The sequence below is a fragment of the Achromobacter sp. ACM03 genome (assembly GCF_014851665.1).
Classification (GTDB): Bacteria; Pseudomonadota; Gammaproteobacteria; order Burkholderiales; family Burkholderiaceae_B; genus Achromobacter; species Achromobacter aegrifaciens.
In genome coordinates, this window is sequence record NZ_JACVAD010000004.1 from 259,892 (window position 1) to 279,721 (window position 19,830).

The 19,830-nt window shown below is 65.8% G+C and carries 20 protein-coding genes; 9 read left to right on the plus strand and 11 right to left on the minus strand.

Translation table 11 applies throughout. The annotated features are described in order from the left end of the window. Positions 1–152 precede the first annotated feature (152 nt). From IB257_RS20475 to IB257_RS20485, 3 genes are all read right to left on the minus strand, one after another. Positions 153–1,094: a LysR substrate-binding domain-containing protein gene (locus IB257_RS20475; protein WP_054456916.1), complete on the minus strand. Its 942-nt coding sequence runs from the start codon at positions 1,092–1,094 to the stop codon at positions 153–155. 52 nt (positions 1,095–1,146) lie between these two features. Then, entirely contained in the window at positions 1,147–1,458 is a 312-nt protein-coding gene (locus tag IB257_RS20480; protein ID WP_192492733.1) for an antibiotic biosynthesis monooxygenase, read from the minus strand. A gap of 102 nt (positions 1,459–1,560) precedes the next feature. Continuing rightward, positions 1,561–2,193 carry a LysE/ArgO family amino acid transporter gene (locus IB257_RS20485; protein WP_054457287.1) on the minus strand — a complete coding sequence of 211 codons (633 nt, stop codon included), beginning with the start codon at positions 2,191–2,193 and terminating at the stop codon, positions 1,561–1,563. A 146-nt stretch (positions 2,194–2,339) separates the two neighbouring features. Here IB257_RS20485 and IB257_RS20490 point away from each other — a divergent pair, with 146 nt between their 5' ends. Next, positions 2,340–3,239 (plus strand): LysR family transcriptional regulator ArgP, encoded by a 900-nt coding sequence (locus IB257_RS20490; protein WP_059379996.1) that lies wholly within the window; start codon positions 2,340–2,342, stop codon positions 3,237–3,239. Positions 3,240–3,258: 19 nt separating this feature from the next. Continuing rightward, the gene (locus tag IB257_RS20495) at positions 3,259–3,759 is read left to right on the plus strand and encodes a copper chaperone PCu(A)C (RefSeq protein WP_119450180.1); all 501 of its coding nucleotides are present in this window, start codon (positions 3,259–3,261) and stop codon (positions 3,757–3,759) included. Between the two features lie 235 nt (positions 3,760–3,994). Here IB257_RS20495 and gdhA read toward each other — a convergent pair whose 3' ends face one another. Both gdhA and IB257_RS20505 read right to left on the minus strand, forming a co-directional pair. Then, the gene (gdhA, locus tag IB257_RS20500; RefSeq protein ID WP_054456908.1) at positions 3,995–5,341 is read right to left on the minus strand and encodes an NADP-specific glutamate dehydrogenase; all 1,347 of its coding nucleotides are present in this window, start codon (positions 5,339–5,341) and stop codon (positions 3,995–3,997) included. Positions 5,342–5,770: 429 nt separating this feature from the next. Next, entirely contained in the window at positions 5,771–6,382 is a 612-nt protein-coding gene (locus IB257_RS20505; protein ID WP_175181509.1) for a LysE family translocator, read from the minus strand. A 110-nt stretch (positions 6,383–6,492) separates the two neighbouring features. Here IB257_RS20505 and IB257_RS20510 point away from each other — a divergent pair, with 110 nt between their 5' ends. Next, positions 6,493–7,407 (plus strand): LysR substrate-binding domain-containing protein, encoded by a 915-nt coding sequence (locus tag IB257_RS20510; RefSeq protein WP_192354777.1) that lies wholly within the window; start codon positions 6,493–6,495, stop codon positions 7,405–7,407. On the opposite strand, the gene IB257_RS20515 is transcribed toward IB257_RS20510, so the two are convergent. Continuing rightward, positions 7,389–8,177, minus strand: a complete 789-nt coding sequence (locus IB257_RS20515) for an exodeoxyribonuclease III (RefSeq protein ID WP_054456902.1) — start codon at positions 8,175–8,177, stop codon at positions 7,389–7,391. The two genes, IB257_RS20510 and IB257_RS20515, sit on opposite strands and share 19 nt — an antisense overlap. Before the next feature lie 132 nt (positions 8,178–8,309). Here IB257_RS20515 and pyrE point away from each other — a divergent pair, with 132 nt between their 5' ends. Further along, positions 8,310–8,993 (plus strand): orotate phosphoribosyltransferase, encoded by a 684-nt coding sequence (gene pyrE, locus IB257_RS20520; RefSeq protein WP_054456901.1) that lies wholly within the window; start codon positions 8,310–8,312, stop codon positions 8,991–8,993. Positions 8,994–9,041: 48 nt separating this feature from the next. On the opposite strand, the gene IB257_RS20525 is transcribed toward pyrE, so the two are convergent. The 5 genes from IB257_RS20525 to gatC form a co-directional block, all read right to left on the minus strand. Beyond that, positions 9,042–9,509, minus strand: a complete 468-nt coding sequence (locus IB257_RS20525) for a type II toxin-antitoxin system VapC family toxin (protein ID WP_054456899.1) — start codon at positions 9,507–9,509, stop codon at positions 9,042–9,044. Next, positions 9,506–9,751: a type II toxin-antitoxin system Phd/YefM family antitoxin gene (locus IB257_RS20530; RefSeq protein WP_054456897.1), complete on the minus strand. Its 246-nt coding sequence runs from the start codon at positions 9,749–9,751 to the stop codon at positions 9,506–9,508. The genes IB257_RS20525 and IB257_RS20530 overlap by 4 nt, the downstream gene beginning before the upstream one ends. Positions 9,752–9,879: 128 nt before the next feature. Beyond that, positions 9,880–11,337: an Asp-tRNA(Asn)/Glu-tRNA(Gln) amidotransferase subunit GatB gene (gatB, locus tag IB257_RS20535; RefSeq protein ID WP_192492734.1), complete on the minus strand. Its 1,458-nt coding sequence runs from the start codon at positions 11,335–11,337 to the stop codon at positions 9,880–9,882. A 4-nt stretch (positions 11,338–11,341) separates the two neighbouring features. Continuing rightward, a complete protein-coding gene (gene gatA / locus IB257_RS20540; RefSeq protein ID WP_192492735.1) occupies positions 11,342–12,877 on the minus strand; it encodes an Asp-tRNA(Asn)/Glu-tRNA(Gln) amidotransferase subunit GatA in 1,536 nt (511 codons plus the stop codon). A gap of 3 nt (positions 12,878–12,880) precedes the next feature. Continuing rightward, positions 12,881–13,189 (minus strand): Asp-tRNA(Asn)/Glu-tRNA(Gln) amidotransferase subunit GatC, encoded by a 309-nt coding sequence (gatC, locus tag IB257_RS20545; protein ID WP_054456891.1) that lies wholly within the window; start codon positions 13,187–13,189, stop codon positions 12,881–12,883. 227 nt (positions 13,190–13,416) lie between these two features. Between gatC and IB257_RS20550 the strand changes: the two genes are divergently transcribed. The 5 genes from IB257_RS20550 (at position 13,417) to rodA (ending at position 19,059) form a co-directional block, all read left to right on the plus strand. Next, the gene (locus IB257_RS20550; protein WP_006216320.1) at positions 13,417–14,460 is read left to right on the plus strand and encodes a rod shape-determining protein; all 1,044 of its coding nucleotides are present in this window, start codon (positions 13,417–13,419) and stop codon (positions 14,458–14,460) included. Positions 14,461–14,544: 84 nt separating this feature from the next. Next, on the plus strand, positions 14,545–15,429 hold the full coding sequence (mreC, locus tag IB257_RS20555; RefSeq protein ID WP_042796087.1) for a rod shape-determining protein MreC: 885 nt from the start codon (positions 14,545–14,547) through the stop codon (positions 15,427–15,429). Then, the gene (gene mreD, locus IB257_RS20560) at positions 15,416–15,982 is read left to right on the plus strand and encodes a rod shape-determining protein MreD (protein ID WP_054456889.1); all 567 of its coding nucleotides are present in this window, start codon (positions 15,416–15,418) and stop codon (positions 15,980–15,982) included. The genes mreC and mreD overlap by 14 nt, the downstream gene beginning before the upstream one ends. Positions 15,983–15,997: 15 nt before the next feature. Then, positions 15,998–17,923, plus strand: a complete 1,926-nt coding sequence (gene mrdA, locus IB257_RS20565; RefSeq protein ID WP_054456887.1) for a penicillin-binding protein 2 — start codon at positions 15,998–16,000, stop codon at positions 17,921–17,923. Beyond that, a complete protein-coding gene (rodA, locus tag IB257_RS20570) occupies positions 17,923–19,059 on the plus strand; it encodes a rod shape-determining protein RodA (protein WP_054456885.1) in 1,137 nt (378 codons plus the stop codon). The genes mrdA and rodA overlap by 1 nt, the downstream gene beginning before the upstream one ends. The last annotated feature ends 771 nt before the right edge of the window (positions 19,060–19,830 follow it).

Sequence of the window (19,830 nt, forward strand, 5' to 3'; positions counted from 1 at the left end):
GTTCCTGTCATGCGCCATGGCGCTGCCTGCTGTGGGGAAGGGAATGGAAGGCGGCGTGCCGTGGCGGGCATGGGCGGGACATTGCATTGGCGGCATCCTAGCCAGCGCGGCGGCGGGCTGCGCGGAATTTCATTCCGCCCCGGCCTGGAAATTTATTCCTTACCGGCCCGCAGGCCTTGCGGCCATTGAGAAACCTGTTTGCACACGTCATCCAGCCATAGGGAAAACGCTTGGACCGCTCTGCCCGGCGGGCGCGAGGTTTCGGTGCACAGGTAATACTGGCATTCGCCGGGAATTTCGATGTCCAGGACGCGCACCAGCTTGCCCTCGTCCAGCCATTCGGCCGCCAGCGCGCGCCGCGTGAGCGCCAGGCCCTGGCCGGCGCGCGCGGCTGCCAACATGATGCCCAGGTCCACCAGCCACACCCCGCGCGCGGGCTCGGGCCAGTCCAGCCCGGCGGCGGCCAGCCAGGGCCGCCACGGTTCCATCGGGCAGCGCAGCAGTTGCGCCCGGGCCAGGTCGGCGGGCCGCTCGAAGGGGCCGTGCCGGTCGCGGTATTCGGGCGCGCAGACCGCGAACACCGGATCCGCCGTCAACTGGTGCGCGTTCAGGCCGGGATATTTTCCGCTGCCGAAGCGCACCCAGACGTCGGCATTGGGCGGCATGATGTCCAGGTAGGGGATGGACAGCATGATTTCCAGCTCCACCTCGGGATGCGCGGCGGTGAAGCCGGGCAGGGCGGGGATCAGCACCTGGCGGGCGAACGTGGGGGTGGAGACGACGCGCAGCGGTTCGAGCTTGGGTTCGCCGCGCTTGTGCAGGGAGGCGTCGGACAGCAGGTCCAGCGCGGTGCGGACCTGGTCCAGGTACTCGCGTCCGGCCGAGCTCAGCGTGGCGCCGCGGCTGCTGCGGATGAAGAGTGTGACGTCCAGCATGGCCTCGAGCGCGGCGATGCGCTTGCCGATGGCGCTGGCAGTGACGAAGAGTTCCTCGCTGGCGCGTTCGAAGGAGCCCAGGCGGGCGGCTGCCTCGAAGGCCTGGATGGCTGCCAGGGGGGGCAGGCGCACATCTTTGGAAGGGCTGGGACCGCGCATGATCGTCTGGCGGGCCGGTGTTGCGCCCGACGAAAGATTGGCTACCGGGCGATTATAAGGACGGCGGCGCCAGCCCTGCGCCGTAGCGCCGGAGCACCTGGGAGATTTCCACGCGATAGCCGTCCAGCCAGCGCGCTTGTGCGGCCTTGGCCTGCTGGTGCGCAGGGTGGCGGATGAGTTGTTCCAACGCTTCCAGCGATTCCCAGTAGTAGACGTTGGAGATCAGGCCGCGCGCGGTGTCTGCCCAGCTCTCTTCGCCCAGATAGCCCGGAATGGCGCGCGCGGCACCGGCGATGGCTTGATCCAGGCGGTGGAAATCATCGTCGAACTGCTTGGTGGCGAAGATGAAGGTGGAGCTGTACATGTGGGACTCCGGACGCGGCGGGTGCGGCAAGCAGGAAAACCGGCCGCCGGGAGGTCCGGGCGGCCGATCGGGGGAACTGCTGGAAACGTAGCTTAAACGCGTCTACACGCCCTTCAGTGCCAGGCTGACCGCCAGCGCGGCCATGACCACGGCGATGATGCCGTCCAGCACGCGCCAGGCCGACGCGCTGGCGAAGAACGGGGCGAACAGGCGGGAGCCTATGCCGAGCACGGCGAGCCACAGCAGGCTGGCGGTGAAGGCGCCGGCGGCGAATGCCATGCGCGCTTCCTCGAAGCCGTGCGCCAGCGAGCCGACCACCACCATGTCGAGCCAGAAATGCGGATTCAGCAACGAAAAGCCCAGCGCGCCCAGCATGGCGGCGCGGCGCGATGGCACCACGTCGCGGGCGGCGGCCAGGCCGCCGGTGGCGGTCCAGGCGCGGCGCGCCGATTGCAATGCGTACCAGGATAGGAAGGCCACGCCGAACCACAGCACGGCGGTTGTCAGCCAGGGGAACCAGGCGGTGAGCGCCTGCAGGCCGGACACGCTGGCGAAGATGAAGACGGCGTCTATCAGCGCGCAGATGGCGACCACGCTCAAGAGGTGGGCGCGCATCAGCCCCTGTCGCAGGATGAACGCGCTTTGCGCGCCCACGACCGCGAAGAGGCCCAGCCCGGTGGCCGTACCGCTGGCCCAGGCAGTGAAGAAGAGGGGGGATGACAACGTGGCGAACATGACCTGCACCTGTGCTGCTACGCCTGTGGCGGCGTTTGGATGACAACGCGGGGCGCTATCAGCGCTCCGGTAATAAGGCATTTTCGCTTGCAGTGAATATGAAATAAAGCTAATTTTCCTTCACTATCTTAAGTAAAACTAATCTCATGAAAATCGATCACGGCAACCTGCGCGCCCTGGCCGCGGTGGTGCGGGAAGGCAGTTTCGAGCGGGCGGCGCTGTCGCTGAGCGTCACGCCATCCGCGGTGTCGCAACGGATCAAGGCGCTGGAGGACCGCATGGGCCGCCTGCTGGTCCAGCGCACCGTGCCGGCGGTAGCCACGGCGGACGGGCAGGTGCTGGTGCGGCTGGCCGAGCAGACGGCGTTGCTGGAGCATGACGCGCTCGACCGCCTGGGCGTGGCGGACGACGATGTGCCGTATGCCAGCATCCCCGTCGCGGTCAATCACGACAGCCTGGAGACCTGGTTCGTCGATGCGGCGGTGCAGTTCTCCGCGCGCACCCGCGCCACGCTGGACATGCAGTCCGAAGACCAGGACCACACCGCGGCGCTGCTGCGCAACGGTTCGGTGCTGGGCGCGGTGACCGCCCTGGCCGAGCCGGTCCAGGGCTGCCGCATCCATGCGCTGGGCAGCATGCGCTACGTGGCCACCTGCACGCCGGAATTCCACAAGCGCTACTTTTCGCAGGGCGTCAACGCCCAGACGCTGGCGCAGGCGCCGGTGCTGGTGTTCAACCGCAAGGACGCGCTGCAGGCGCGCTTCGCGCACAAGATCGCCGATCCCGCACCCTGGCAGCCGCCGGTCTGGTGGGTGCCGTCGACACGCGCGTTCGTGCAGGCCACGCTGGGCGGCCTGGGCTGGACCATGAATCCGCTGCCCTTGGTGCAGGAACACCTTGATGCAGGTCAGCTGATGCTGCTTCGAGGCCGCGCCTGGGAGGATGTACCGCTGTATTGGCAGCATTGGCGGGTAAACTCCGAAGCGATGGAAGCCCTGACGGATTCGGTCCTGTCAGCTGCCCGCAGCCTGGTCAGGCGGCGTTAACCCACTAGGAGAACAACCCATGAACATCCGCAAGTTCGCTGTCATTGCCGCACTGGGCCTGTGCACGGCCGGCTCGGCCTGGGCGAAGGACTACAAGGTTGGCCAGATCGAGGTCGACGACCTCTGGGTGCGTGCGTCGGCGCCTGGCCAGTCCAATGGCGCGGGGTATATGGACATCGATAACGACGCCAAGGCTGCTGACCGCCTGCTGTCGGTGTCGTCCGACGCGGCCGAGCGCGTCGAACTGCACACGGTGCAAACCGAGAACGGCGTCTCGAAGATGCGTCAGGTGGAAGGCGGCATCGCGTTGCCGGCGGACACCGAGGTCAAGCTCAGCCCGGGCGGCTACCACGTCATGTTCATCAAGCTGAAGGCCCCGTTCGCCGAAGGCGGCACGGTCCCGGCCACGCTGAAGTTCGAAAAAGCCGGCGAAGTCGCCGTGCAATTCAAGGTCAAGCCGGCCTCGCACAACCCCGGCATGAACCACGGCAGCATGAACCACGGCACGATGAAGCATTAAGCGCCAGGCGCTGCACGCGCCTGACGGCGCGGGTGTAGTCGCATGAAAGACTAAGCCGGCCCAGGGGCCGGCTCAGGCAGATCCTCGCTATTGGGGCAGGTCCGTCGTCAGACTAGAGGCAGACCCGCCCGCATCAAGCCGGTCTCCCCCAATCGGGGCCGCGCGGAGCCGGGCTCCGCCGGTCCGCAGCGGCGCCCCCCTGGGGGGGAAGCGCGCAGCGCTTCGGGGGGGGGGATTAATACAAGCCTTGCTGACGCATCGCGTCAGCCACCTTCACGAAGCCGGCAATGTTGGCGCCATCCAGATAGTTCACGTATTCGCGCTCGCTATGGCCGTGGCGCACGCAGTTCTCGTGGATGTCGCGCATGATGGCGTGCAGGCGCGCGTCGACTTCCTCGCGCGTCCAGGACAGGCGGGCCGAATTCTGGGCCATTTCCAGGCCGGACACGGCCACGCCGCCGGCGTTGCTGGCCTTGCCCGGGGCGTACAGCACGCGGGCGGCGATGAAGGCCTTGGCGGCTTCCAGCGTGGCCGGCATGTTGGCGCCTTCGGCGACGCACAGCACGCCGTTCTTGATCAGCGTTTGCGCATCGGCCAATTCCAGTTCGTTCTGGGTGGCGCAGGGCAGGGCCACGTCCACCGGCACGTGCCACGGACGTTTGCCGGACTCATAGGTCAGGCCGAATTGGCGGGCATAGGTGTCCAGGCGGCCGCGCAAGTCGTTCTTGATGTGCATCAGCGCCACCAGCTTCTCGTGCGTGAAGCCGGCTTCGTCCACCACGGTGCCGTTGGAGTCGGAAACGGTCACCACCTTGGCGCCGAGCGCCATGGCTTTTTCGATTGCGTACTGGGCGACGTTGCCCGAGCCCGACACGGACACGCGCAGGCCGTCGAAGGACTTGCCCACGCGCTTGAGCATTTCTTCAGCGAAGTACACGGTGCCGTAGCCGGTGGCTTCGGGGCGGATCAGGCTGCCGCCGAAGGTCAGGCCCTTGCCGGTGAACACGCTGGCGGTCGAGTTGGACAGCTTTTTCATCATGCCGGCCATGAAGCCGACTTCGCGCGCGCCCACGCCGATGTCGCCGGCCGGCACGTCAGTGTCCGGACCCAGGTGGCGGTACAGCTCGATCATGAGAGCCTGGCAGAAGCGCATGACTTCGGCGTCGGACTTGCCCTTGGGATCGAAGTCGGAGCCGCCCTTGCCGCCGCCCATGGGCAGCGTGGTGAGCGAGTTCTTCAGGGTCTGCTCGAAGGCCAGGAACTTCAGGATGGACAGGTTCACCGAGGGGTGAAAGCGCATGCCGCCCTTGAAGGGGCCGATGGCCGAGCTGTGCTGGATGCGGAAAGCGCGGTTGACCTGGGCCTGGCCGCGGTCATCGGTCCAGCACACGCGGAACTGGATCACGCGTTCCGGTTCCACCAGACGCTCGAGTACAGCATGCTCGGCGTAGTGGGGGTGCTTCTCGATGAAAGGCCAGAGACTCAGCATCACCTCCTGGACGGCTTGCATGAACTCAGGCTGCTGCGGGTCGCGCGCGGCGACGCCACGCAGGAAGTCGTCCAGACTCTGCACTTTCAACATGATCTCCTTGGGGGTGCTTCGAATAGGTGCGGACTGCGCCGAATTGGGGCGCGAAAATTCTTTTTGGTGCACGGCTGCACCTGTATGGTGCGGGAATTGTAGGGGCAAAATGTTGCCCTGCGCAAAGCCGAAAAATAGTGCCATCACCTTGATATCAAAGCACTTTTTCTTTTATTTTAATAGGGACGTATTGATGGCTGGATTCGGGTGGATGACGTATTCATGAGGGAGATTTAGGCAGAAATGCTTGAATTCCATAGGGAAATAAATATGTCCCCGTTTATTTAACCAAAGAAGTATTGCGCCCTTGCGACTTCCGCAGACGGAAGGAACGCTGGTCTGAGGCATGTTTGGGCTGGCACGAAGGGTGTTTCCTGCTTAATGCGTCCCCGTTATTTATTTGAGCGAAATCATTCCCCGGGGGCAGGATTACAACTGCGCGGCAGCCAGCCCCGCGCCCAAGGCCATCAGGACCGCTCCCACCACCCGATCGGCCGCAAGCTGATGATCCAGCAGCAGCCGCCGCAGGAAAGGCGAGGACACCGACCACGCCACCACGCCGAACCAGATCCAGTGCGCCAGCGACATGAACAGGCCATAGCCGAACTGCCACGACAGCGGCGTGCCGGGCGACACGACCTGGGTATAGGTGCTGACCACGAACAGCGTGGTCTTGGGATTGAGCGCGTTGGTCAGAAAGCCGCTGTATAGCGCCTGCCAGCCCGAGATCGGCGGGCGGGCCGACAAGTCGCGGCTGACCTGGGTGCGGTTGAAGAAAGTCTTCCAGCCCATGTAGACCAGGTAGCAGGCGCCCGCGAGTTTGATGCCCTGCAGCACGGGCTGCGCGTAATGCGCCAGCAGGCTGACACCGAACATCGTATAGAACACGTGCACCTGCACGCCCAGCGCGATGCCCAGCGCGCAGATCAGGCCGGTGCGGCGGCCGAACAGATAACTGTTGCGCGTGACCATGGCGAAGTCCGGCCCGGGGCTGATGACGGCAAGAATGGTGATGAGGGCGACGGCGATCAGTTCGGTCATGGCAATAGGGCGGCAGGTTGCGAAATGGAGCCGGCATTGTGGGACGCTGGCGCGCGCCGGAAAAACGATTTCTAATGCCGCTTATCCGTGAGAAAAAATCACCTTTCGCCATGAAACTGCCACCGCTCAATACGTTGCGGGTGTTCGATGCCGCGGCCCGTCATCAGGCTTTCGGCAAGGCGGCCGAAGCGTTGCACGTGACGCATGGCGCCGTCAGCCGGCAGATCCGGCTGCTCGAGGATGCGCTGGGCGTGGCGCTGTTCGAGCGCCGCAATCGAGCTGTTTTCCTGACCGATGCCGGCAGGCAGCTGTTCGAGGTGACGAGCGCGCTGTTCGAGCAGCTGACAACTGGCCTGGCCAAGCTGCGCCAGCCGGCGGCGGACGCGCCGCTGGTGCTGTCCTGCGAGCCCACCATCGCCATGATGTGGTTGATCCCGCGGCTGCCGGACTTCCAGCACGCCCATCCCGGCGTGCAGGTGCATCTGTACGCTGCGGGCGGACCGGTCGATTTCGGCGCCCAGGGTGTGGACGTAGCCCTGCGCCGCAATGACTTCGATTGGGACCCGGCCCTGTATGCCGAGCATGTCTGCGAGGAGTGGACGGGACCGGTGTGCCGGCCGGGATTGGTCGGCGCCGCGGGCGCGGATCCGGCTGAAGCGGATTGGGGCGGGGCGCCAGCGCTCAGCAGCGCGACGCGTCCGCTAGCCTGGCGGCAATGGTCGCGGGCAGCGGGCATGAAACCCCCGCGCCGGACCGGGCCGGCCTACGAGCATTTCTATCTGAGTTTGCAGGCCGCCGCCGCCGGTTTGGGGGTGGCGATAGGTTCGGCGCTGATGGCGTGCGACGCCTTGCGCGACCGCCGGCTGCAGGCGCCTTGCGGCTTTGCCCGTGACGGTTCGGCCTATGTACTGCTGTCGCCGCGGTCTTGTTCAGAAGATCCGCGGGCGGCAGCGTTTCTGGAATGGTTGCGCCGGGAAGCCGCCGCAACGCTAGGGGAAGCGGCGGGTCAGAGCGTGGCGTCGTAGTCGATCGTCAGGGGAGCGTGGTCCGAGAAACGCTCGTCCTTGTAGATGGCCACATTGCGGGCGCGGGCGGCGATGCCCGGCGTGGCGATCTGGTAGTCGATGCGCCACCCCACGTTCTTGGCCCAGGCCTGACCGCGGTTGCTCCACCAGGTGTATTGGTCCGGGCGGTCATCGATGGTGCGGAACACGTCGACGAAGCCGCGCTTGTCGAACACGTCGGTCAGCCAGGCGCGCTCTTCGGGCAGGAAGCCCGAGTTCTTCATGTTGCCCTTCCAGTTCTTCAGGTCGATTTCCTTGTGCGCGATGTTCCAGTCGCCGCAGATGATGAACTCGCGGCCGGTGGTCTTGTGTTCGTGCATCAGGGCGTCGATCCAGGGGCCGAAGCGGTCCAGGAAGCGGTACTTGGCCTGCTGGCGCTCGTCGCCGCTGGAGCCCGAGGGCAGGTAGGCGCTGATGACCGACAGGTTCTTCCAGTCAGCGCGGATGATGCGGCCTTCGGGATCGAATTCCTCGCATTCCAGGCCGGCGTTCACCCGCTCGGCCGCGTCGCGCAGATAGATGCCCACGCCGCTATAGCCCTTCTTCACGGCATGGTGGAAGTGGCCGGTATAGCCGGGCGGGTGGCGCAGGTCGTCGGTCAGGTCTTCGTCGGATATCTTGATTTCCTGAAGGCACAGCACGTCGGCGGCGTGCTTTTCCATCCAGGGTTGCAGGCCCTTGCGGAAGGCGGACCGGATACCGTTGAGATTGATCGACGTGATGCGCAGCAAAGCGAAACTCCTGTTGAGCGGCCGCCAGGGCCGGGGCAATGGCAGCAATTTAACCGACTCCGCGCCGCCGCCCGGGAATAGCCCCGACAGCGGATAAAATGCTGGCGTTTGCCATCTACCGGACCTTTACGCATGCCCGCCGCCCAATCTTCCGCCACCGCCCTGGATTTCGTCCGCTTCGCCCTGAACGAGGGCGTGCTGCGTTTCGGCAGCTTCAAGGTCAAATCGGGTCGGATCAGTCCCTATTTCTTCAATGCGGGCCTGTTCAATAGCGGACGCTCGGTCGGCAAGCTGGCGCAGTTCTACGCCCAGGCGCTGCTGGATTCGGGCGTGGAATTCGACATGCTGTTCGGTCCGGCCTACAAGGGCATCCCGCTGTCCACGGCTACCGCCGTGGCGCTGGCCGGCCACCCGGACATGAAGGGCGGCGACGTGCCTTTCGCGTACAACCGCAAGGAAGCCAAGGACCACGGCGAGGGCGGCACCCTGGTCGGCGCGCCGCTCAAGGGCAAAGTCGTCATCATTGACGACGTGATCACCGCGGGCACCTCGGTGCGCGAATCGGTCGAGATCATCCGCGCGGCCGGTGCCGAGCCTGCCGCCGTGCTGATCGCCATGGACCGCATGGAACGCGCGGGTCCGGACGACGCGCTGTCGGCGCATTCTGCCGTGCAGGACGTGGCCAAGACTTACGGCATGCCGGTGGTGTCGATTGCGTCGCTGGCGGACATTCTGGCCTTGCTGCAGGATGATGCGTCGTTCGCCGAACACCGTGAGGCGGTGTTGGCTTATCGGACGAAGTACGGGGTGAAGTAAACCTCGTCCTTGGCGAGTAGAAAGGGGCGGCCAGGTGCTGCCCTTTTTTTAACCGTAGCTTGCCGCTGGCTCGGCGACGCCGTGGGGTTGGCCAAAGACGGCAACACCGCTCGCCCGGGCGGCATCCGCCAGCTTGCGATCAAAGGTGGCCAGATAGCCGTTGGTTCTTTGGGCCAGTTCGAGATAGCTGGCATCGTAGACGGTCAAGCCGTGCGTTCGAGCCAGCAGATAGCTGCGGGCCACGCTGGAAGATGGGGCGGCCGGATCCGGAAGTATGGGCAGGCGTTCGAGTAGCTGTCTGAACGAGAACAGCTGACCCGCCGACGCCCGTTGGCTACGTTCGGCGCGCAACATGCCGTTCGCGACTTCCGTGTGCCAGATGAGGGGCACCGTGTTTTCAGATTCGTGGGCCGTTTCCAGCAGATGCCGGGCCATCAGCGCTTCGTGGGCGTCCGCGCGGTCGACCAGCCACGCCAGCGCAAGCGAGGCGTCCGGTATCAAGTGGATCGGATTCATTCCCGGCCCTCTTCGACCCAGGAACGGATGACTTCGTGGGGGACGGCCGGTGCTGGCTTGAAGCTTTTCATTGCCTCAAGCGCATCATGGGCATCCAGCGACGTGCTGGGTAGGACCGGGGTCAACCTGGCGCAGAACACGCCGTCCAGTGAAATGATGAAATGCTGGCCTTCGCGGACCGCCTGCAGGTGGTCGGAAAAGCTGTGCAGTAGTTCGCTGGTGCTGATTTCCAGGTAGTTCATGTCCAAGCCTCCGGGCAAAAGTCGACCGGATCATTCTTGGATAAACGAAGGGCCACGGCAATATGCCGCGGCCCTTCGTTTCGTCTGATACGTCAGGAATGCGCCCGTTGCCGGGGCGTCCTGCGCGGTCAGCTATCCAGCTTCTGCTTCAACAGATCATTCACCTGCTGCGGATTCGCCTTGCCGCGGGCGGCCTTCATGATCTGGCCCACCAGCGAATTGAACGCCTTCTGCTTGCCGGCCCGGTACTCTTCCACGATGGCCGGGTTGGCGGCCAGCACCTCGTCGATCATGGCGCCGATGGCGCCGGTGTCGCTGATCTGCTTGAGCCCGCGCGCCTCGATGATGGCGTCAGGCTGACCGCCGTTCTCGCCGGCCCACATGGCGCCGAAGACTTCGCGGGCGATCTTGTTGGAGATGGTGCCGTCGATGATGCGGCCGATCAGGGCGGCCAGCGCCGGCGCCTGGACCGGAGAGTCGGCGATGCTCTTTTCGTCCTTGTTCAGGGCGGCGGAGGCTTCGCCCATGACCCAGTTGGCGGCCAGCTTGGCCTGGCCGGCCGGCAGCGCGTTCGCCACCGCCTGGAAGTAGGCGGCCAGGTCGCGGCTGACGGTCAGCTGGGCGGCGTCGTAGGCGGGCAGGCCGTACTCGGATTCGAAACGGGCGCGCTGGGCGGCCGGCAGTTCGGGCATGGCGGCGCGGACCTCGTCGACCCAGGCGCTGGAGATCACCAGCGTGGGCAGGTCGGGGTCGGGGAAGTAGCGGTAGTCGTGCGCGTCTTCCTTGCTGCGCATGCTGCGCGTTTCGTCGCGGTCGGCATCGTACAGGCGGGTTTCCTGGACCACCGTGCCGCCATCCTCGATCAGCTCGATCTGGCGCCGCGCTTCATAGACGATGGCGCGTTCCAGGAAGCGGAACGAGTTGACGTTCTTGATCTCGGTGCGGGTGCCGAATTCCTTCTGGCCCACGGGACGCACGGACACGTTGGCGTCGCAGCGGAACGAACCTTCCTGCATGTTGCCGTCGCAAATGCCCAGCCACACGACCAGGCTGTGCAGGGCGCGGGCGTAGGCCACGGCCTCGGCGGCCGAGCGCATTTCGGGTTCCGTCACGATTTCCAGGAGCGGCGTGCCGGCGCGGTTCAGGTCGATGCCGCTGCCGGGGGCGCCGTTGGCCAGGCTGAAGTCGTCGTGCAGGGACTTGCCCGCGTCTTCTTCCAGGTGGGCGCGCGTCAGATTGACGGTTTTCTCTTCCTCGCCGACGAAGAAGGACAGCGAGCCGCCCACCACCACCGGCAGCTCGTATTGGCTGATCTGGTAGCCCTTGGGCAGGTCGGGGTAGAAGTAGTTCTTGCGCGCGAACACCGAGCGCGGCGCGATGGTGGCGCCCACGGCCAGACCGAAGCGGATGGCGCGTTCGGCGGCGCCGCGGTTCATGACCGGCAGGCTGCCCGGCAGCGCCAGGTCGACCACGTTGGCGTGGGTGTTGGGCGCGGCGCCGAATTCGGTGCTGCTACCCGAAAAAATCTTGGAGTCCGTGGAAAGCTGGGTGTGCGTTTCCAGGCCGATGACGATTTCCCAGTTCATGTTCTCAGCCTTGCTGGACCGGGGCACGCGTGTGCCAGTCCGTCACTTGTTGGTAGCGGTCGGCGATGGCCAGCAGGCGGCCTTCGTCGAAATAGTTGCCGATGATCTGGAGACCAACCGGGCGCTGGTTGCCAGCGCCACCGAAGCCGCAGGGGATCGACATCGCAGGCAGGCCGGCCAGGCTCACGCCCAGCGTGTAGACGTCGGCCAGCCAGTCGGCGGTGGGATCGTCGCGGTTGTCGCCGATGTTCTTGGCCACCGTGGGCGTCACCGGCCCCATGATCACGTCGCACTGGTCGGCGTAGGCGCGCTGGAAGTCTTGCGCGATCATGCGGCGCAGGCGCTGCGCCTGCAGGTAGTAGGCGTCGTAGTAGCCGTGGGACAGCACGTAGGTGCCGATCAGGATGCGGCGCTTGACCTCGTCGCCGAAGCCTTCGGCGCGCGAGCGGCTGATCATTTCGTTCAGGTCGCCGTACTGGGCGGCGCGGTGGCCGTAGCGCACGCCGTCGTAGCGCGCGAGGTTGCTGGACGCTTCGGCGGGGGCGATGACGTAGTAGGCGGGAATGGCGAGTTCGGTGCGCGGCAGCGACACCGGCACGCGCACGGCGCCCAGGGCTTCGAACTGGACCAGCGCGGCCTCGACCGCGGCGGCCACGTCGGGCGCCAGGCCGGCGCCGAAGTACTCGGCGGGCACGCCGATGCGCAGGCCTTTCAACGGCTGGCTGCCGGCGGCGTCGAAACGGCCCTGGGCCGCCTCGAAGTCGCGCCGGACGCGGCCGGGCGCGTTGGCGGCGGCGTCGCATTTTTCCAGGCTGGTGGCGTCGCGCGGATCGAAGCCGCTGATGACGTCCAGCAGTTCGAGCAGGTCCCGGGCGCTTTCGGCCAGCGGGCCGGCCTGGTCCAGGCTGGAGCCGAAGGCCACCATGCCAAAGCGGGATACGGTGCCGTAGGTGGGCTTGATGCCGCTGACGCCGCACAGGGCGGCGGGCTGGCGCACCGAGCCGCCGGTGTCGGTGCCGGTGGCGGCCGCCACCAGGCGGGCGGCCACGGCGGCGGCCGAGCCGCCCGAGGAGCCGCCGGGCACGGCGGCGTGGTCCCAGGGGTTCTTGACCGCGCCGTAGGCGGAGTTCTCGTTGCCGGAACCCATGGCGAATTCGTCGCAGTTCAGCTTGCCGAGCGACACGGCGCCCGCTTCGCCCAGGCGTTCGACGACGGTGGCGTCGAACGGGCTGACGTAGCCTTCGAGCATCTTGCTGCCGGCGGTGGTGCGCCAGCCGCGAGTGACGAAGGCGTCCTTGTGGGCGATCGGGATGCCCGCCAGCGGGCCGGCCGAGCCGGACGCCAGCGCGGTGTCGGCGGCGCGGGCCTGGGCCAGCGTCAATTCGGCGTCAATATGTAAAAAGCAATTCAGGCCGCTGGCCGCTTCGGCGGCCGCCAGGCCGCTTTGGGCGAGCTCGACGGCGCTGATCTGGCGTTGCGCAAGGGCCGCGCGCAGGGCGGCGATCCCCTTGAATTGGGTGTGCAGAGCGGGTTTCGTCATGACTTAATCCAGGACCTTGGGAACCAGGAACAGGCCTTCCTGGGCGTCGGGGGCGTTGGCCAGCAGCTCCTCGCGGCGGGCCTCCGAGCTGGGTTCGGTCACGACATCTTCACGCAGGCGCAGCACGATGTCCTCATGGGCGGACAGCGGGTGAGCCAGCGGTTCGACCCCCTGGGTATCGACGGACTGGAGCCGTTCGATCAGGTGGAGGATGCCGTTGAGTTCGGCCTGCGCGACGGTGCGCTGGTCGGGGGTCAGTTCGATTCTGGCCAGCCGGGCAATGCGGGCCACATCTGTGTCATTGAGCGCCATGGGGGATTGCAAATCGATAAGCGAAGGCCGAGGGGCGGGACAGGGCAGTATGCATATGCCGAACCCGTTACAAAGCTTGAATAGCCTGCATTTATGCGCTATTTCCGGGGAAATTATAAGTTATGATTCACGGTTTAATCGCCGTGATGACAGGCGGACCCGTTGTTTTACGGGCCCTACGCCCCGCGGCATGTACCTCATTCCCCCCAGAATTTAGCTGAGCTCCCATGTTCGGATTCCTGCGCAGTTATTTTTCCAGCGATATGGCGATCGACCTCGGTACCGCCAACACGCTGATCTACGTCCGCGGCAAGGGCATCGTGCTCGATGAACCGTCCGTGGTCGCAATCCGTCATGAAGGCGGTCCCCACGGCAAGAAGATCATTCAAGCCGTCGGCCATGAAGCCAAGCAGATGCTTGGCCGCGTTCCCGGCAATATAGAAGCCATCCGGCCCATGAAGGACGGCGTCATCGCCGACTTCACGGTCACCGAGCAGATGCTCAAGCAGTTCATCCGCATGGTGCACCCCCGCAACATGCTGGCGCCCAGCCCGCGCATCATCGTTTGCGTGCCCTGCGGCTCCACCCAGGTCGAACGCCGCGCCATCCGTGAATCGGCCCTGGGCGCGGGCGCGTCCCACGTCTTCCTGATCGAAGAACCCATGGCCGCGGCCATCGGCGCCGGCCTGGCCGTGTCCGACGCCAGCGGCTCCATGGTGGTCGACATCGGCGGCGGCACCACGGAAGTGGCGGTCATCTCGCTGGGCGGCATGGTCTACAAGGGCTCCGTGCGCGTGGGCGGCGACAAGTTCGACGAAGCCATCGTCAACTACATCCGCCGCAACTACGGCATGTTGATCGGCGAACCCACCGCCGAACTGATCAAGAAGGAAATCGGCTCGGCGTTCCCGGGATCCGAAGTCCGCGAGATCGAGGTCAAGGGCCGCAACCTGGCCGAAGGCGTGCCGCGCAGCTTCACGGTCTCGTCCAACGAGATCCTGGAATCGCTGACCGACCCGCTGAACCAGATCGTCTCGGCCGTGAAGATCGCGCTGGAACAGACCCCGCCCGAACTGGGCGCCGACATCACCGACAAGGGCATCGCCCTGACCGGCGGCGGCGCGCTGCTGCGCGACCTGGACCGCCTGCTGCAGGAAGAGACCGGCCTGCCCGTCGTGGTCGCGGACGATCCGCTGACCTGCGTCGTGCGCGGTTGCGGCGAGGCGCTGGAACACCTTGAGAAACTGGGCGCCATCTTCATCAACGACTAATTTTGCCCGCCAGCCCGGAGCCCCGCTTTTTCACGGCTCCGGCCGCTGCCGGAGCGACGGACGCGGGCGTCCGGGCTGATATTCATGCAACGACAAGGGACTCCTCCCCTATTCAGGCGCGGCCCACCTGCGGAGGTGCGGCTGGTCGTTCTGGTCGTCCTTGCGTTGGCCCTGATCGTCATGGATTCGCAATGGCGCATGCTGGAACCGGCGCGCCGCGCAATGTCCGTCGCGCTGTATCCCTTCCAACGCGCCGTCATGGCGCCGCGAGACCTCGTCCAGCAAGTGAACGAATGGGTCAACGCGGCCAATCTCATCCGTAGCGAAAACGAAGCCTTGCAGCGCCAGCGCATCGAGCTGGCCCAGGTGACCACGCATGGCGCCCAGCTGGCTGCCGAGAACTCGCAGTTGCGCCGGCTGCTCGGGGTGACCGATACCGTGGCGCAATCCGCGGTGGTGGTCGAGGTCATGTATGAACCCACCAACGCATTCACGCAGCGCCTGGTGTTCAACAAGGGCAGCAAGGCGGGGCTGGCCCCGGGCATGCCGGTAATCGACGAAGGCGGCGTGGTCGGGCAGATCGTGCGCGTCACGCCCATGACCGCCGAGGCGGCGCTGGTCACCGACGAACAGGTCTCCATCCCCGTGCAGCTGCTGCGCAACGGCCTGCGCCTGATTGCGTTCGGCGGCAACTCGCCCGGCAAGATGGAAGTTCGTTACCTTGCCGCCAACGCCGACATCAAGGAAGGCGATACCATCGTCACCAGCGGCGTCGGCGGGCTGTTCCCGGCAGGCCTGCCGGTGGCCAAGGTGACCTCGGTCGAACGCGACACCGCCTCCGGCTTCGCGCGCGCCGTATGCGAACCGCTGGCCCATCCCGAACGCTACCGCCACTTCCTGGTCTTGCAGGTCGATGTGGAGCGCGCCGAGTCCAACCGTCAGGAGGTCGATTCCGGTGGATCGGACTAATCAATCCTCGGGGCAGGCCGCGCGCCGCCTCGGCACCCCCAGCAACGTGCAGCCCGACCGGCTCTCCGGCCCGGCGCACGGCTTGTTCGTCTGGGCCACGGTGCTGGTGGCGTGGCTGGTGTCGCTGCTGCCCTGGCGCCTGTGGCAGGGCGCGCCCGACATCCTGCTGCTGATCATCGCCTTCTGGTGCGTGCATGAGCCGCGCCGCGTCGGCTTGTTCACCGCCTTCTTCTTTGGGCTGCTGATGGACGTGCACGACGCCGGCCTCTTGGGCGAGCACGCGCTGTCGTACACGCTGGTCGCCTACGGCGCGGTGGTGTTGCACCGCCGGCTGCAGCGCTTCGACCTCTGGAGCCAGGCCATGCACATGCTGCCTGTGTTCTTCATTGCCCGCTTCGTGACCCAGATCATCCATGCGTGGCTGGCCGGCAAATGGCCGGGTTGGGACTGGGGCATCAGCGTGCTCCTGACCACCGCCTTGTGGCCGCTGGCGGGCTGGGTTCTGCACTTGCCGCAGCGCGGTGTCGACGACGCTGAATCCTCCTCCGCCTGACGGCGGCGCCGCGTCATGTTCGAATTCAAGAAAACCGGCCAGCAGCAGAAGCAGCGTTTCCGCCTGCGCGCCTGGGTGGGCGGGCTGTTCGCGTTGGCCTGCTTCGGCGTGCTGATCGGCCGCTTCTGGTACCTGCAGGTCGACCGCTACGAGGGCCTGTCCGAGCGCGCCGACCGCAACCGCATCGCGGTCGTACCCATCCCGCCGCGACGCGGCGAGATCCTGGACCGCAACGGCGAGGTGCTGGCGCGCAACTACCGCACCTATACGCTGGAGGTCGTGCCGGCACAGGCAGGGAACCTCAGCGCGCTGTTCGAACGCCTGACCGAAGTCGTGTACATCAGCCCGGCCGACCAGCGCCGCTTCAAGCGCCGCGCCGCCGAGTCCAGCCGCTACGCCAGCCTGCAGCTGCGCAATAACCTCAACGAAACCGAAGCCGCCTGGTTCGCCGCGCATTCATTCCAGTTCCCGGGCGTGGAGCTGCGCGCGCGCTGGGTGCGCGAGTATCCGCAGGGCGTGTCGGCGGCCCACGTGGTCGGCTACATCGGCCGCATCGCCGAGGGCGATATCGAAGAACTGGACCGCGCCGGCCAGCTGGGCAACTATCGCGGCACCGACGTCATCGGCAAGAAGGGCATCGAAAAGACCTGGGAGGAGCAGCTGCACGGCCGCACCGGGCTGGAAGAAGTCGAAGTCACTGCAGGCGGACGCCCCATGCGCACGCTGCGCCGGATCGACCCGGTGCCGGGCTCCGATATCATGCTGTCCATCGACCTGGGGCTGCAGAAGGTGGCCGAAGCCGCATTCGAGGGGCAGCGCGGGGCGCTGGTCGCCATCGACCCCGATACCGGCGAGGTACTGGCCTTTGTCTCGCAGCCTTCCTACGACCCGAACCTGTTCGTGGACGGCATCGACGTGGACAATTGGCGCATGCTGAATGAATCGCCGGACCATCCCCTTATCAACCGGCCGCTGTACGGCACCTATCCCATCGGTTCGACCTACAAGCCCTTTGTGGGCCTGGCCGCGCTGGAACTGGGCAAGCGCCGCGCCACCGATCGCATCTCCGACCCCGGCTATTACGAATTCGGCGGCCAGAAATTCCGCAACGCCGGCGGCGCGGCCTATGGCATGACCGACATGCACAAGGCGATCGTGGTGTCGTCCGACACCTATTTCTATTCGCTGGGTCCGGAAATCGGCGTGAACGCGCTGCATGATTTCGCCAAGCAGTTCGGCTTCGGCCAGATCACCGGCATCGACCTGGAAGGCGAAAAGCGCGGCGTGCTGCCTTCGACCGACTGGAAACGCTCGGCCTACAAGGACAAGGACCGCCAGCGCTGGTACGCAGGCGAAACGATTTCGGTGGCGGTGGGCCAGGGCTACAACGCATTCACGCTGTTGCAGCTGGCGCAGGGTACGTCCACCCTGGCCAACAACGGCCTGTACCGCCGCCCGCACCTGGTGCACGCGGTGCGCGATCCGCGCAGCGGCGTGGCCAAGGCCACCGAGTCCGCGCCCGACTACCGCATTCCCCTCAAGCAGGCCAATGTGGATGTGATCAAGAACGCCATGGCGGATGTGGTGCGCGCCGGTACGGCGCGGCGCGCGTTCGCCAATACGGCCTACCAGGCGGCCGGCAAGACCGGCACCGCGCAGGTGTTCAGCCTGCGCGGCGGCCATTACCGCGCCAGCGCCATCGACGAACGCCTGCGCGACCACGCCTTGTTCATGGGCTTTGCGCCGCTTGAGCATCCGCGCATCGCGGTGGCGCTGATCGTCGAGAACGCCGGCTGGGGCGCGAGCGTCGCCGCTCCGGTCGCGCGCAAGGTGTTCGACTATTGGCTGGCCAAGGACCGTCAGGACAAGATCGTGCGGCCCGAGCGCGCCGACCCCCTGGCCTCGGTCGAGGAAATCGCTTCCGACGTGGTGCGCCGATAATGAAACGCCTGGGCCTTATCCTGCTACGTGTGTTCACGGCCTTCGATTGGCCGCTGCTGGCGATCCTGTTGATGTTCGCCGCGCTGGGCATGACGGTCATGCATTCCGCGGTGGGCGGCACGGACTGGCGCTTCGCCGAACAGTCGCGCAATTTCATCATCGCCTTCTTTGCCATGTGGACCATGGCCCTGATTCCGCCGAAGTGGCTGATGAAGCTGGCCTTGCCCTTCTACGTGGTGGGGGTAGTGCTGCTGCTGGGCGTGGAGTTCTTCGGCGAAACCAGCAAGGGCGCGACCCGCTGGCTGAACCTGGGCGTGACCCGCATCCAGCCTTCCGAGATGATGAAGATCGCCGTGCCCATGATGCTGGCCTGGTACTTCCAGCGCCACGAAGGCGCCGTCCGCATCCGCGACTTCCTGGCCGCCGCCGCCATGCTGGCCGCGCCTTTCGCTCTGATTGTGCTGCAGCCCGACCTGGGGACGGCGCTGCTGGTGTTTGGCGCCGGCTTCTTCGTGATCTATTTCGCGGGCCTGTCTTTCAAGCTGCTGGTGCCGGTAATGCTGGCGGGCATCATCGGCATAGGCACGCTGATCTACTACGAAGACCAGTTATGCGAGCCCGACGTGGACTGGGTGGTGCTGCACGACTACCAGAAGCACCGGGTGTGCACGCTGCTCAACCCCAGTTCCGATCCGCTGGGCAAGGGCTTCCATACGATCCAGTCGATGATCGCGGTGGGTTCGGGCGGTGTGTACGGCAAGGGCTACATGAAGGGCACGCAGACGCACCTGGACTTCATCCCCGAACGCACCACCGACTTCATCTTCGCGGTGTACGCGGAAGAATTCGGACTCTACGGCGGCATCGCCATGCTGGTGCTGTATGGACTGATGATGGCGCGAGGACTGACGATCGCGTCACGGGCATCGTCGCAGTTCGGCAGGTTGCTGGTCGGGGCGCTGACGATGATGCTGTTCATCTATGTATTCGTGAACGTGGGGATGGTGACGGGGATTCTGCCTGTGGTGGGGGTGCCGTTGCCGTTCATGAGCTATGGGGGGACGGCTTTGTTCACCATGGGGATTGCGTTTGGGATCATGATGAGTGTTAGTCGGCATCGGTCGGTTAAGACTTGATCTTTTTGGCGGCTGCGCGTTCTTCGTAGGTCGCCCGTAGGCGCGGGCGGCGTGGCGGCTCGCGCCCACGATTGCGGTCCGGAGCGTTCGCTCCGGACTTCCCCATCCTCATCCTCGTCACCGCCTGCGGCGGTTCCTTCGGATTCCGTCGGGCGCATCGAGGTTGCGAGCCGCCACGCCGCCCGCGCCTACGGGCTACGTACGTCTTGGGTCGCTGCGCTGCTAGATCCGTGATCGGTGACGAGTCTTGCGTTGCCCGTAGCATACGGCCGCGCGGGCGGCCGTAAGCTACATACGTGGTTTTGGGCGTCGTGGCGATGGTCGCTTGCGCGTTTGCGGAGCGTGGTTTGCTAGTGGCCGCTCATCATTGGGGTGGGGCGGTGATGGGTGGTGCGCGGCAGGCAGCGGCTTGCGCTTGAGGATTTTCTCGCGCGCACCACCCATCCGGCACCGTGGCTTAGCGGTCGGTGATGATCAACGGCCTGGTGACGTTCGGTGATGAGCAGCACCCTTGAGGCGTTAACGCTGATGGGTGTCTCACACGCGCGCAGCGTCATTCTCAACCGTAAGACACCGCGGAAGCCTCGGAAGGCCGCCCGGGCGGCCGGCCCGAGGCGAGCCCCGCAAGATCCACCGCCATACCCCACCCGTTGCTAGAAAGCCAAGCACACAGCTCGCCCCAGCTGAGGCCGAATTGCAGTTGAACGAGCCCGTCGCGTCGGCGGCCCGCCGATGCGACGGGCGTCTTAAGAACCCAAAACGCCCGTCGGC